Raw genomic sequence first — 12,492 nt, forward strand, 5'->3', positions numbered from 1 at the left:
AGCTTGTTGTTACATGTGTATAGATCGGGTCGTACGCCGGAGGAATCTGTCGACAAGTTGCTTTGGTCCTCGATCCCCTGAAAGATGCTGCCTCGTCATACGCGAGGCATGAGGAGAGGGTCAGATGACGCGGGGGTACGGACGCCTGAAAGGCGCTGTCGTTTCGGCCACGGTGGGCGCGCTCGCCGTCGGCTCTCTCCTGACGGGCGCCGGTCCCGCCGGCGCCGCGTCCGTCCGCGAGGCGACGTCGGACTTCCTGGTCTTCTACGCGCCCGGCGCCAGGGACGACGCGCTCGGCGCGATCAGGGCCGCGGGAGGCACGGCGGGCGCCGTCGACGCCAAGCTCGGCTACGTCGTCGCCCGGGGCGCGGGAACCGCGTTCGCCGAGCGGCTCGGCTCCTCCCGGTCGGTCGTCGGCGTGACGAGCGACCGCCGGATCGGCGCGGCCACCGCTCTGACCTCCGCGTCCACGCGCGCCGCGGCCGCCACGGCCGAAGGCGTCACCGAGACCACGTCGGCGAGCACCGCGCTGGCGAGCACCGCGTCCAAGGGCGGCGCGGACCCGCTGTCGTCCCGGCAGTGGGACATGAAGATGATCGGCGCGACCGCCTCCGGCTCCTACGCCAAGGCCCGCGGCAGCAAGAAGGTCCTGGTCGGCATCATCGACACCGGCGTGGACGGCAACCACCCGGACATCGCCCCGAACTTCAACCGCGCGCTCAGCCGCAACTTCGTCACCGACCGCCCGAACGACTCCAATGGCAAGAAGCTCGACGGGCCGTGCGAGGTCAAGAGCTGCAAGGACCCGGTCGACGCGGACGACGACGGCCACGGCACCCACGTCGCCAGCACGATCGGCTCGCCGCTCAACGGCATCGGGGTCGCGGGGGTCGCGCCCGGCGTGTCGCTGGTCAACATCCGCGCCGGCACGGACTCGGGCTTCTTCTTCCTCAAGCCGGTCCTGGACGCGCTCACCTACGCGGGCGACGCGGGCATCGACGTGGTCAACATGAGCTTCTACGTCGACCCGTGGACGTTCAACTGCGCCCACAACCCGTCGGACTCCCGGGCCGAGCAGCTCCAGCAGCAGGGCATCATCACCGGCGTCCAGCGCGCGCTCGACTACGCCCGCGGCCACGGCGTCACGCTCATCAGCGCCCTCGGCAACGGCGCCACCGACCTCGGCCGCCCGACCGTGGACAAGGACAGCCCCGGCTACCCGCTCAACAGCGAGCGCGACCGCAAGATCGACAACTCCTGCCTCAACGTCCCGGCCGAGTCCCGCGGCGTCGTGTCCATCTCCGCGCTCGGCCCGAGCGGGGGCAAGGCCTGGTACTCCGACTACGGCGTGGAGCAGACCGACCTGTCCGCCCCCGGCGGCGACCCCTCCGACGAGGGTACGTCCCTGAAGGGTACGGCCCGCGAGATCCTCGCCGCGGCCCCGGAGAAGGTGCTGCGCAGGCAGAACCTGATCGACGCCTCGGGCAGGCCCAAGAGCTCGCAGGTGGTACGCGACTGCCACAACGGGAAGTGCGCCTACTACCAGTACCTGTCGGGCACCTCGATGGCCTCGCCGCACGCCGCGGGCGTCGCCGCGATCCTGATCAGCCGCTTCGGCAAGCCGGGCAAGGGCGGCCTGGCCCTCAGCCCCGCCACGGTGGAGAAGCTGCTGTACGCCACGGCCACTCCGAAGGCGTGCCCCGCGTCCGGCTCCACGAAGTACTCCGTCAGCGAGGACACGCACGTCTGCGCCGGCCCCCGCGACAAGAACGGCTTCTACGGGCGCGGCGTCGTCAGCGCCTCGCGCGCCGCGACCACCAAGGGCTGACCTGTTCGGGCGCCTCACGAGCGCCCCGAACCGCCGGGCCGAAGGCTCGGCCACAGGCATGACACCTCCCTCCCGGGCGGCACGGCTCACGGCCGTCCGGGACCAGCGCGCCGGATCGCCGGGCGGCCCCCCTCGCCGCCCGGCGGCAACTATCCTGTGATGCGCACGGACACCATTGACGGACCACCCGGGCCCGGCCGCCGCCGTCGCGGCCTCCATCCCGGAGCCCCTCGTGACAGGGGCTCCCTCCCGCGACGCGGAACACCGGGGCCCTTATGGCGATCCCATGTCACCTGGATTTCGCCAGGGGCTGTGGACTTCGTCATCGCCAAGTGGTCTGTACCAATTAGGGTAGGACTTGTGAGTCGTCGAGCAAAGATCGTGTGCACACTGGGGCCGGCCACCTCCTCTCCGGAGCGCCTGCGCGAACTGATCGCGGCGGGAATGAACGTCGCCCGGTTCAACCTCAGTCATGGGAGCCATGAGCTCCACAAAGAGATTCACGGGCGGGTGAGGGAGGCCGCCGCCGAGCTCGGCAAGGCCGTAGGAGTCCTGGCCGACCTGCAGGGGCCGAAGATCCGGGTCGGCCGCTTCGCCGAGGGTCCGGTCCGCCTGGGCTTCGGCGACGTCTTCACGATCACGACCGAGGACGTCCCCGGCGACCGCGCGCTGGTCTCCACCACCTACGAGGGGCTGCCCGCCGACGTCAATCCGGGTGACAAGATCCTGGTCGACGACGGGCGCCTGGTCCTGGAGGCCACGGCCGTCGAGGGCCCGCGCGTCGTCACCAAGGTCGTCGTCGGCGGCATGATCTCCGACAACAAGGGCCTCAACCTGCCCGGCGTCGCCGTGTCCGCCCCCGCCCTCACCGAGAAGGACGAGGAAGACCTGCGCTGGGCGCTGCGCACGGGCTTCGACATGATCGCCCTCTCCTTCGTCCGCAGCCCGGACGACGCCGCCCTGGTCCGGCAGATCATGGACGAGGAGGGCGTGCACCTGCCGCTGCTCGCCAAGATCGAGAAGCCGCAGGCCGTCGACCTCCTGGAGGAGATCGTCGACGCCTTCGACGGCATCATGGTCGCCCGCGGCGACCTCGGCGTCGAGCTGCCGCTGGAGCAGGTCCCGATCGTCCAGCGCCGCGCCATCGCCCTGGCGCGCGAGAAGGCCCACCCGGTCATCGTCGCCACCCAGATGCTCGACTCGATGATGACCGCGCCCCGGCCCACCCGCGCCGAGGCCTCCGACGTCGCCTACGCCGTCATGGACGGCGCCGACGCGGTCATGCTCTCGGGCGAGACGTCGGTCGGCAGCCACCCGATCGAGGCCGTCGCCACCATGGACCGCATCGCCTCCGCCGCCGAGGCCGAGACGCTGCAGTCCACCCACACCTTCGACCGCCTTCCCGAGACCACCGGCGGGGCCATCGCCCGCGCCGCGGCCGAGGTCGGCGCGATCGTCGGCGCCAAGGCCCTGTGCGCGTTCACGATGTCGGGCGAGACCGCGCGCCGCCTGGCCCGCTACCGCTCGCCGATCCCGCTGCTGGCCTTCACCTCCGCGCCGGAGGTTCGCGGCCAGCTCGCGCTGACCTGGGGCGTCGAGACCTTCGAGGTGCCCTTCGTCCACCACACCGACGACATGGTGCGCCAGGTCGAGTCGGCCCTGCTCTCGCTCGGCCGCTGCGAGAAGGGCGACAAGGTCGTCATCGTCGCCGGCTCGCCTCCCGGCAACCACGGCTCGACCAACGCCCTGCGGGTGCACACCATCGGCTCGGCGGTCTCCAGCGCCGGCACCTGAGCGCGTACGGCGCGAGCGCGCGTGACGGTCGCGTAGGGGCCCGAGCGCGCGTACGGCCCGCCGGAAGGTTCCGGCGGGCCGTACGCGGACGATCTCGCGACAGAAACGATCTCGCTATGGACGGGAGCGACTCGACGGGTCGCTCCCGTCGTGCTCGGGTGCCCGTTTCAGTGCCCCGAGTGGGATTCGAACCCACACTTGATGGATTTTGAGGCCATTGACTCTGCCGTTGGTCTATCGGGGCGCCGTGAGGCTCGTGCCCCTAATCTAGCGGACGTAGGTACTCTCTTGGTCGTGAGTACGCAGCGGCGAGTGGTGATCGCGGAAGACGAGGCACTGATCCGCCTCGACCTCAAGGAGATGCTGGAAGAGGAGGGCTATGCCGTCGTCGGCGAGGCCGGAGACGGTGAGTCGGCCATCAAGTTCGCCTTGGAGCAACGCCCCGATCTGGTGATCCTGGACGTGAAGATGCCGATCCTGGACGGCATCTCGGCCGCCGAGCGCATCGTGTCCGAGCGCGTGGCCCCGTGCCTGATCCTGACGGCGTTCTCCCAGCGCGACCTGGTCGAGCGGGCCAGGGACGCCGGGGCCATGGCCTACCTGGTCAAGCCGTTCACCAAGTCCGACCTGGTGCCGGCCATCGAGATGGCCGTGAGCCGCCACGTCGAGATCACGGCGCTCGAGAAGGAGGTCACCACCCTCGGCGAGCGACTGGAGACCCGCAAGCTCGTCGAGCGCGCCAAGGGCCTGCTGATGGCCCAGCACGGCTGGACCGAGCCGCAGGCCTTCCGCTGGATCCAGAAGGCGTCCATGGACCGCCGCCTGAGCATGCGCCAGGTCGCCCAGGCCGTGGTCACCGACGCCGAGGCCGAGCCCAAGGAGTCCTGAGTCCTGCCGAGGGCCCTGCGCGACGCGGGGCCTTCCAGGGCTTCGGTGCCCTACGCCGCGCCGATCCGCTTCACGAAGTGAACCCCCGGCATGTCCGTGATCGACCTGCCGATGATCTCGATGGCCCGGCGGTCCGACAGCCTGACGTAGAACGACTCGGTCATCTCGTCCAGGGTGAGAACGCCGTCGTCCGCAGGGGCCTCGGATCCGTCCGGACCGGGCGCGGCGTAGTGCCGGCGGACCTTCTCCGTGTGGGCGCGGTCCTCGAAGTAGATCTTCTCGACACCGTCGATGCCCCAGAGCCGGTCGACGATGTCCTGTTTCTGTGCCTCCGTCGCCGACGGGTCGTTGACGCCGGTGCAGAGCAGCCCCGGGCCATGCGCGCAGAGTTCGATCTCGACATCGGCCTTGTCCTCCCAGAAGCCGGGAGCTTTCAGGCTGACATGGTTCACGCCGGGGATGGATCGCGCCCGTTCAGCCACGCGGGCGTAGTCCTCCAGGCGTCCCAACGTCCCGTGGAGGCTCACCGGGTAGTAGACCAAGTACGGAGTCTCCTTGAGAACGCGCGATGTCCAGATACCCGTGTCCCGCTCAAGGGACTGGACGCCCGTGTCCCGCCTAACGGACGGCACGTCCAACCGGATGGTGGCGACCCCTGGTATGGCCCGCAGCGCGGCGGTCACGGCGGGCAGGTCCTTCGCCGCCTCGTTGACCGTCGGTGAGCAGTCGTGAAACGGGACTTGGCAGAGGGTCACGACAAACCCTGTGGGCTCGGGCCACGGGCCGTCAGGGGGAGGGAGCGGCCTGAGGGACAGCTCGCGCAGGTACAGGCCACCCGCACCGGACGCGCACAGCAGCACGACGGCGGCCAGGCACACGGCCAGCGGGCGGCGATGCGCCCGGGCCCACAGGCTCAGCCGGGAAGGCGGGTCGTACCCGTGCGACAGTTCCTCGGTCATCGGTTCGGCGGACGTGTCCATACCGCCCACCTTCGCGATCTTCCGTCCCTCCGGCAACCGCTTCCGGAAGGCCGCGTGCGTCCGGCTCGCACGTGGTCGCGTACAGGCTGTGTCAGAATGGCCGCGCCCGCCGTGTCAAGATCGGCGCGCCTGTACTGTAGGTGATCTCCGGAGCCGGTTCCGCGAGGAGCGCGCCATTGCCTCATCGCCCATGTGACCTTTACTTTTCGAGTCGATCGCCGAAGAGGACCGGTGTGATAACGAAGCGGTAACGTGATGTGTCTCTGTACCGACCTGTGACTTGAGCTGGGTGTAATGCCGTCAACGAGCCCTGGCCAGATCGCCAGGGTGGCTCTGTGAACCCGATCCCGACACGGGATCAGGCGAAAGGAAGGCAACCTTGCGGCCCAAGATTGCTCGCCTCGGGGGCGTGCTCGCCGTCGGTGTGGCACTTACCGTTGGTCTCGCCGCGTGTGGCGGCGATTCGGGGTCGGGTTCGGGGGGTGACAGCTCCGCCGCCGCGCCGTCCACCCTCAAGATCGGCTTTATGGGCGACCTGTCGGGTGAGAACTCCGGCATCGTCATTCCGCCGAGCAACGGCGCCCAGCTTGCCGTCGACGAGTACAACGCCACCAACCCCAAGGTCAAGGTGGAGATGATCAAGTACGACAGCCGCGCGGACGCGACGACGGCTGTCTCTCTTGCGCAGACGGCGATCAAGACCGACAAGATCGTCGCCTTGGTCGGTCCGGCTTTCTCCGGTGAGTCCAAGCAGGCCGTCCCCGTGCTGGAGGAGGCGAAGATCCCGAACATCTCCGCCTCGGCCACCAACGTCGACCTGGCCAAGAACGGGTGGAAGTACTGGCACCGCGTCGTCCCGAACGACGGCGTGCAGGGCCCGGCCATCGCCGACTTCATCGCCGGGGCCGCGGCCGCCAAGAACGTCTTCGTGGTCGACGACAAGTCCGAGTACGGCAAGGGCATCGGCGACGCGGTCCGCGGTCAGCTCAAGACCAAGGGCGCCACGGTGACGGACGACGCGCTCGACCCCGCCGCCACCGACTACTCCTCGACCGTCAACAAGATCGCCTCCGCCAAGCCGGACGCCATCTTCTTCGGCGGCTACTACGCCGGCGCCGGCAAGCTGCTCAAGCAGCTGCGTGACAAGGGCGTGACGGCGAAGTTCTTCTCCGGCGACGGGTCGCTGGACAAGGGCATCATCGAGAGCGCGGGTGCCCCGCAGGCCGAGGGCGCGCTCATCGGCTGCCCCTGCCGCATCCCGACCTCGGCCGAGACCGACGAGAAGGTCAAGAAGTTCGCCGCCGACTACAAGGCGAAGTTCGGCGCCGACCCGCTGATCTACGCCACCGAGGGCTACGACGCGATGACGGCCTTCCTCAAGGCGATCGGGGGCGGCGCGACCACCGCCGACGCGATCAACGAGGCGGTCGGCAAGTCGGACTTCGATGGCATCTCCAAGCACATCAAGTTCGACCCGACCGGTGAGCCCTCCGCGAAGTCGATCTACATGTACCAGGTCAAGGGTGGCCAGATCGGCCTGCTCGGCGACACGACGACGGCCACGCTCGGCTGACGGATTCAAGTTACCGGCCAGGTAGTGAGGGGGCGGGAACGCCACGGCGGACCCGCCCCCGTCCCTTCCCACGTGAAGGCTCCCCTGAAAGCGATAATCCGTGTTCGATAACCTCCTCGGCTCGTTCTGGCCGTACACGATCGACGGCCTCATCCTGGGCGCGATCTACGGCCTCGTCGCCCTCGGCTACACGATGGTCTACGGCGTCCTGCGCCTCATCAACTTCGCGCACTCCGAGATCTTCATGATCGGCACCATGGCGTCGGCGTTCGTCGTCATGACCCTCGGCATCACGCAGCCGCTGACGGGCTTCGCGCTGATCGGCGGTCTGCTGCTGATGGTGCTCGCGGGTGGGGCCGCCTCCGCCGGCTCCGCCATGCTGCTGGAGCGCATCGCCTACCGCCCGCTGCGCAAGCGTGGCGCGTCCCGCCTGGCCGCGCTCATCTCGGCGATCGGCGCCTCGCTCTTCCTGCAGGAGCTCTTCGCCCTGTTGATCATCCCGCACGTGTTCAACCGTCCTCAGCAGGGCCGCAACCAGATGGGTGTGGCTCGCATCATGGACAAGGAGACCCTGTTCACGCTCGGCGGCGCCCAGGTCCGGGTCGACCAGGTCCTGATCTTCGTGGCGGCGATCGGCATGATGGTCCTGCTCGACCTGCTGGTGAACCGCACGAAGATCGGCCGTGGCATCCGGGCGACCTCCCAGGACCCCCAGACCGCGGTCCTGATGGGCGTCGACATCGACAAGATCGTGCGGGTGACGTTCCTGATCGGCGGCCTGATGGCCGGCGTCGCGGGGGCGTTGTTCATCCTGCAGTTCGAGGTCACCAAGTTCTCCATCGGCTTCCTCCTCGGCATCAAGGCGTTCACGGCCGCGGTGCTCGGGGGCATCGGCAACCTACGTGGAGCGCTGCTCGGCGGCCTGTTCCTCGGTCTCATCGAGAACTACGGCGCCGCCGTCTTCGGCTCGGGATGGAAGGATGTCATCGCGTTCACGGTTCTCGTCCTGGTCCTGATGTTCCGGCCCACCGGCATCCTCGGCGAATCTCTCCAGCAGGCGCGCGCATGAGCACGAACACCACGATCTCCCACCGCAGGAACGCCGTCGGGGCGTTCATCGAGAACGTCCGCGACCGGTGGGCCACCGCTCCTGGCTGGCAGCGCTGGACCGTGTACATCCTGCTGTTCGTCATCGCGCTGCTGCTCCCGTCGGACTCCATCGGGCAGTTCATGTCGCCCTACAGCGACTGGGCCAGCGTCCTGTTCTTCCCCATCGGCACCTACGTGGTGCTCGCGATCGGCCTCAACGTGGTCGTCGGCCAGGCCGGCCTGCTGGACCTCGGGTACGTCGCGTTCTTCGCCATCGGCGGGTACACGATGGCGATGTTCGGGACCAAGCTCGGCCTGAACTTCTGGGAGATCCTGATCGTCGGCGTCCTGCTGTCGGCGGTGTCCGGGGTCGTGCTCGGAGGGCCGACGCTGCGCCTGCGGGGTGACTACCTCGCGATCGTCACGCTCGGATTCGGCGAGATCGTCCGGCAGACCGCCGAGAACACCGACTCGATCGGTGGTCCCCGCGGCATCGCCGGCATCCCGCACCCGCCGAGCATCGACGGTGTCCAGATCTTCGGGGTGGACATCTTCCACTACGGCGTGCTCGATCCGCGGCCGTACTATTACCTGCTGGTCGTCGTCGCCACCGCGATCATCATCTTCGTGAAGCGCTGGGAGAAGAGCCGCGTCGGCCGCGCGTGGGCCGCGATCCGCGAGGACGAGGACGCCGCCGAGGTCATGGGCGTGCCGACCTTCAAGTTCAAGCTGCTGGCCTTCGCGATCGGCGCCTCGATCGGCGGTGCCATGGGCGTGGTCTGGGCCGGCAAGACCATCTCGATCAACCCGAACGACTTCCTGTTCATGCTGTCCGCGACCATTCTCGCGGCGGTCGTGCTCGGCGGCTCGGGCAACATCCCCGGCGTCATCCTGGGCGCGTTCCTCGTCGCGTGGCTGCCCGAGCGGTTCCGCGGCCTGTCCGAGTACCGCATCCTGGTCTTCGGCGCCGCGCTGGTCGCGTTGATGATCTTCCGTCCGGAGGGGCTGCTGCCCTCGCGCAGACGCAAGGCGGAGCTGGCCGAGGGCACGGGAGGAATGGGAAGCATGGGGGCCGAGGTCCCGGGTCCTGAGACCCAGGCCGCGGCCGAGGGAGCAGCCAAATGAGCGAACCGCGCCCGCTTCTGCAGTTGCAGAGCGTCAAGATGCAGTTCGGCGGCGTCGTCGCGCTGCGCGAGGTGGACCTGACGATCGACGAGGGCGAGATCTTCGCGCTCATCGGCCCGAACGGAGCCGGGAAGACGACGGTCTTCAACGTCGTCACCGGCGTCTACCGGCCGACGTCCGGCATGGTGGTGTTCGACGGCGACCGCATCGACGGCATGAAGCGGTTCAAGGTCACCAAGCGCGGCATCGCCCGCACGTTCCAGAACATCCGCCTGTTCCACAACATGTCGGCGCTGGAGAACGTGATGGTCGGGGCCGACGCCCACCACCGGGCGGGAATGTTCAGCGCGGCGCTCGGTCTCCCGTGGCACCGCAACGAGGAGCGCGACGGCAAGGCCCTCGCCATGGAGCTGCTGGAGTTCGTGGGCATCCCGCACCGCGCCGAGGAGACCGCCAAGAACCTCCCCTACGGCGACCAGCGGAGGCTGGAGATCGCCCGCGCGCTCGCCACCAAGCCCAAGCTGCTGCTTCTGGACGAGCCCGCGGCGGGCATGAACCCGTCGGAGAAGGAGTCGCTCCAGGTCCTGATCCGCAGGATCCGCGACGCCGGGCGCACGGTCCTGCTCATCGAGCACGACATGGCCCTGGTGATGGGCATCAGCGACCGCATCGCGGTGCTCGACTTCGGGCAGAAGATCGCCGACGGTCTTCCGGCCGAGGTGCAGAACGACCCGCGGGTCATCGAGGCGTACTTGGGGGCTCCCGCAGATGCTTCTTGAAGTCAAGGACATGCGCGTCCACTACGGCAAGATCGAGGCCATCAAGGGCATCTCGCTGGAGGTGGCCGAGGGCGAGATCGTCACGCTGATCGGTGCCAACGGGGCCGGCAAGACCACGACGCTGAAGACGATCTCGGGCCTGCGGGCGCTGACATCGGGCACCGTCACCTTCGACGGCAAGGACATCACCAAGATGCCCGGGCACAAGCGGGTGCTCGCCGGCATCGGCCAGTCCCCGGAGGGCCGGGGGGTGTTCCCCGGGATGACGGTCACCGAGAACCTCCTCATGGGCGCCTACACCCGCAGCGGTGACCTCACGAAGGACCTCGACGAGGTCTTCGAGCTGTTCCCGCGCCTGGCCGAGCGCAGGACGCAGGCCGGCGGCACGATGTCGGGCGGTGAGCAGCAGATGGTCGCCATCGGGCGGGCGCTGATGAGCAAGCCCAAGGTGCTGCTGCTGGACGAGCCCTCGATGGGCCTGGCCCCGATGCTGGTCGCCCAGATCTTCTCGATCATCAAGGAGATCAACGACCGGGGCACGACCGTCCTCCTGGTGGAGCAGAACGCCCAGCAGGCGCTTCAGCTCGCCCATCGGGCGTATGTCCTGGAGACCGGCAAGGTCGTCAAGTCCGCGCCGGCGGCCGAGCTTCTCGACGACCCGCAGGTGCGCGCGGCGTACCTCGGGGGTGAGTTCGGCCAGGCCGAGTCGGGCAGGAGCTGAGCGGGGCGGCCGCGGCGGTACCTGACCCCGGCACGCATCGCAGGCGTGCCGTGCGGGGACCCGCCGCGGCCACCGCCGCGCGCTCACGCGGGACCTGAGGGCACTCGGCCCGGAGCGGCGTGCCGGAGGCGTCAGCGCAGTGTCACGTCGACGCCCTTGGACGGGCCGATGGCGCCCAGCGGCGGGTCGGCGAAGAAGCGGATCTTGGTGATCCTCGCGTCCTTGGGGACGTCGTACCAGAGGTCGAACTCCATGCGGACGAAGCTGCCCACGGGCAGCTCGTCGGGCTGCCGCTTGATCGCCTGCGCGAAGTTGTCGATGTGGAAGGTGCGTCCGTCCGCCGCGACCAGCAATTGCTGTTTGGCGTCGAACTTCTGGTTCGTCCGGTCGGTGCTCTCGATGAGGACGCGCACCCGGGCGTACTGCCCTTTGGCGTTCCACTCGGCGTGGCTGCCGAACATGCTCGGCATGCCGTCCTGGAAGGACAGGACACGGAACCGCATCTGGCCGTCGACGACCGGTGCCGCGTTGACGACCTTCTCGTCCGGGCGCGCCGTCTGCGGAGGGATCACGTACGTGGGAGAGGGGGTCGCGACCGGCTTGGCGGGCGTGTCGGAGCAGCTCGTGACCAGGAAGGCGACAAGGGCCGTGGGGATCAGCACGGCGGAGGATGCCCGCACGTTCGCACTGTAGGCCCGCCACGGAGGTGGGAGCGCCAGGATGTGACAGGTGTTGTGCGATCGTTTCATTCCGGTAATACCCCTGGTGACCAGGTGCGGGACCATGGCCAGGGTTACGGTAAGTTAACTTAACTCCGACAAACAGCTAAAGAGGAGGACGTTGTGGTCTTTTGGTCCAGGCGTCGCCGTATTACCTCAATCGGGGCGGTCGCCGTGGGCGCCGCATGTCTTCTCTCGGCCTGTGGTGGCGGGTCCGGCTCGGACACGAGCGCGAGCAGCGGCGCGAGCGCGCCCGCCGGTGGCACCTCGGCCTCGGCGATCAAGCTGATCACCCCGGGCAAGCTCACCACCTGCACGAACCTGCCGTACGAGCCCTTCCAGTTCAAGGATGGCGCCAAGGTGGTGGGCTTCGACGTCGACATCGTGGACCTCGCGGCCAAGAAGCTCGGTGTGACGCAGGAGATCGTGGACATCGACTTCGCGGTGATCAAGAGCGGCGCCGCGATGAACGCCGGCAAGTGCGACGTCGCCGCGGCCGGCATGACGATCACCGACGAGCGCAAGAAGAACATCCTGTTCTCCGACCCGTACTTCGACGCGACGCAGGCGCTGCTCGCCAAGAAGGGCACGGGCGTCAAGTCGCTCGACGACGTGAAGGCCAAGAACCTCAAGCTGGGCGCGCAGGCCTCCACCACCGGCCTCGACTACGTCAAGGGCAAGGGGCTCAACCCGACCGAGTTCGCCGACTCCCCGAAGGAGCTGCTCGGCCTGCAGTCGGGCCAGGCCGACGTGATCGTCCAGGACCTGCCGGTCGTGCTGACCTGGCTGAAGAAGCCGGAGATCGCCGACAAGTTCGAGCTGGTCGCCAGCCTCGACACCGGCGAGCAGTACGGCATCGGCATGAAGCTCGGCAACGACGCGCTCGCCAAGGTGATCAACGAGGAGATCGCCAAGGCGAAGTCGGACGGCACCTACGAGCAGATCTACGTCAAGTGGTTCGGCAAGAAGCCCGGCGAGCTTGGAGCCTCCTGAGTC

11 protein-coding genes and 1 tRNA gene are annotated in these 12,492 nt (G+C 68.5%); 9 read left to right on the forward strand and 3 right to left on the reverse strand.

Annotation, left to right across the window (positions count from 1 at the left end):
- Nucleotides 1-124 precede the first annotated feature (124 nt).
- Together DQ384_RS00940 and pyk are read left to right on the forward strand one after the other, a co-directional pair.
- Nucleotides 125-1,828 carry a S8 family peptidase gene (locus DQ384_RS00940; RefSeq protein ID WP_114026715.1) on the forward strand — a complete coding sequence of 568 codons (1,704 nt, stop codon included), beginning with the start codon at nt 125-127 and terminating at the stop codon, nt 1,826-1,828.
- Nucleotides 1,829-2,188: 360 nt separating this feature from the next.
- A complete protein-coding gene (gene pyk / locus DQ384_RS00945) occupies nt 2,189-3,622 on the forward strand; it encodes a pyruvate kinase (protein WP_114026716.1) in 1,434 nt (477 codons plus the stop codon).
- A 171-nt stretch (nt 3,623-3,793) separates the two neighbouring features.
- Here pyk and DQ384_RS00950 read toward each other — a convergent pair.
- A tRNA-Leu gene (locus DQ384_RS00950) sits at nt 3,794-3,866 on the reverse strand.
- Between the two features lie 50 nt (nt 3,867-3,916).
- On the opposite strand from DQ384_RS00950, the gene DQ384_RS00955 reads away from it, so the two are divergent.
- Nucleotides 3,917-4,510, forward strand: coding sequence for an ANTAR domain-containing response regulator (locus DQ384_RS00955; protein WP_281273980.1), 594 nt, complete (start codon nt 3,917-3,919; stop codon nt 4,508-4,510).
- Nucleotides 4,511-4,560: 50 nt separating this feature from the next.
- Here the strand turns inward: DQ384_RS00955 and DQ384_RS00960 are convergent, their stop codons facing one another.
- Nucleotides 4,561-5,490: a permease-like cell division protein FtsX gene (locus DQ384_RS00960; RefSeq protein ID WP_147268593.1), complete on the reverse strand. Its 930-nt coding sequence runs from the start codon at nt 5,488-5,490 to the stop codon at nt 4,561-4,563.
- A gap of 424 nt (nt 5,491-5,914) precedes the next feature.
- On the opposite strand from DQ384_RS00960, the gene DQ384_RS00965 reads away from it, so the two are divergent.
- The 5 genes from DQ384_RS00965 to DQ384_RS00985 all read left to right on the forward strand — a co-directional run bounded on the left by DQ384_RS00965 (nt 5,915) and on the right by DQ384_RS00985 (nt 10,777).
- Nucleotides 5,915-7,063: a branched-chain amino acid ABC transporter substrate-binding protein gene (locus DQ384_RS00965; protein WP_281273990.1), complete on the forward strand. Its 1,149-nt coding sequence runs from the start codon at nt 5,915-5,917 to the stop codon at nt 7,061-7,063.
- A 100-nt stretch (nt 7,064-7,163) separates the two neighbouring features.
- Nucleotides 7,164-8,132: a branched-chain amino acid ABC transporter permease gene (locus DQ384_RS00970; protein ID WP_114026720.1), complete on the forward strand. Its 969-nt coding sequence runs from the start codon at nt 7,164-7,166 to the stop codon at nt 8,130-8,132.
- Nucleotides 8,129-9,277, forward strand: coding sequence for a branched-chain amino acid ABC transporter permease (locus DQ384_RS00975; protein WP_114026721.1), 1,149 nt, complete (start codon nt 8,129-8,131; stop codon nt 9,275-9,277). Before DQ384_RS00970 ends, DQ384_RS00975 begins: the two co-directional genes overlap by 4 nt.
- Nucleotides 9,274-10,056 (forward strand): ABC transporter ATP-binding protein, encoded by a 783-nt coding sequence (locus tag DQ384_RS00980; protein ID WP_114026722.1) that lies wholly within the window; start codon nt 9,274-9,276, stop codon nt 10,054-10,056. The genes DQ384_RS00975 and DQ384_RS00980 overlap by 4 nt, the downstream gene beginning before the upstream one ends.
- Nucleotides 10,046-10,777: an ABC transporter ATP-binding protein gene (locus DQ384_RS00985; protein WP_114026723.1), complete on the forward strand. Its 732-nt coding sequence runs from the start codon at nt 10,046-10,048 to the stop codon at nt 10,775-10,777. Before DQ384_RS00980 ends, DQ384_RS00985 begins: the two co-directional genes overlap by 11 nt.
- Before the next feature lie 131 nt (nt 10,778-10,908).
- On the opposite strand, the gene DQ384_RS00990 is transcribed toward DQ384_RS00985, so the two are convergent.
- On the reverse strand, nt 10,909-11,457 hold the full coding sequence (locus DQ384_RS00990) for a DUF4352 domain-containing protein (protein WP_147268594.1): 549 nt from the start codon (nt 11,455-11,457) through the stop codon (nt 10,909-10,911).
- A 213-nt stretch (nt 11,458-11,670) separates the two neighbouring features.
- Between DQ384_RS00990 and DQ384_RS00995 the strand changes: the two genes are divergently transcribed.
- Nucleotides 11,671-12,489, forward strand: a complete 819-nt coding sequence (locus DQ384_RS00995) for an ABC transporter substrate-binding protein (RefSeq protein WP_245966163.1) — start codon at nt 11,671-11,673, stop codon at nt 12,487-12,489.
- Nucleotides 12,490-12,492: the final 3 nt, after the last annotated feature.

This window comes from Sphaerisporangium album, assembly GCF_003323745.1.
In the GTDB taxonomy this organism is placed as follows: domain Bacteria; phylum Actinomycetota; class Actinomycetes; order Streptosporangiales; family Streptosporangiaceae; genus Sphaerisporangium; species Sphaerisporangium album.

What these genes read in the sequence shown, in the direction of transcription:
- DQ384_RS00980 (WP_114026722.1), top strand. Translation starts at nt 9,274, where the DNA reads ATGAGCGAACCGCGCCCGCTTCTGCAGTTGCAGAGCGTCAAGATGCAG.
- DQ384_RS00985 (WP_114026723.1), top strand. Translation starts at nt 10,046, where the DNA reads ATGCTTCTTGAAGTCAAGGACATGCGCGTCCACTACGGCAAGATCGAG.
- DQ384_RS00975 (WP_114026721.1), top strand. Translation starts at nt 8,129, where the DNA reads ATGAGCACGAACACCACGATCTCCCACCGCAGGAACGCCGTCGGGGCG.
- DQ384_RS00960 (WP_147268593.1), bottom strand. Translation starts at nt 5,490, where the DNA reads ATGGACACGTCCGCCGAACCGATGACCGAGGAACTGTCGCACGGGTAC.
- DQ384_RS00940 (WP_114026715.1), top strand. Translation starts at nt 125, where the DNA reads ATGACGCGGGGGTACGGACGCCTGAAAGGCGCTGTCGTTTCGGCCACG.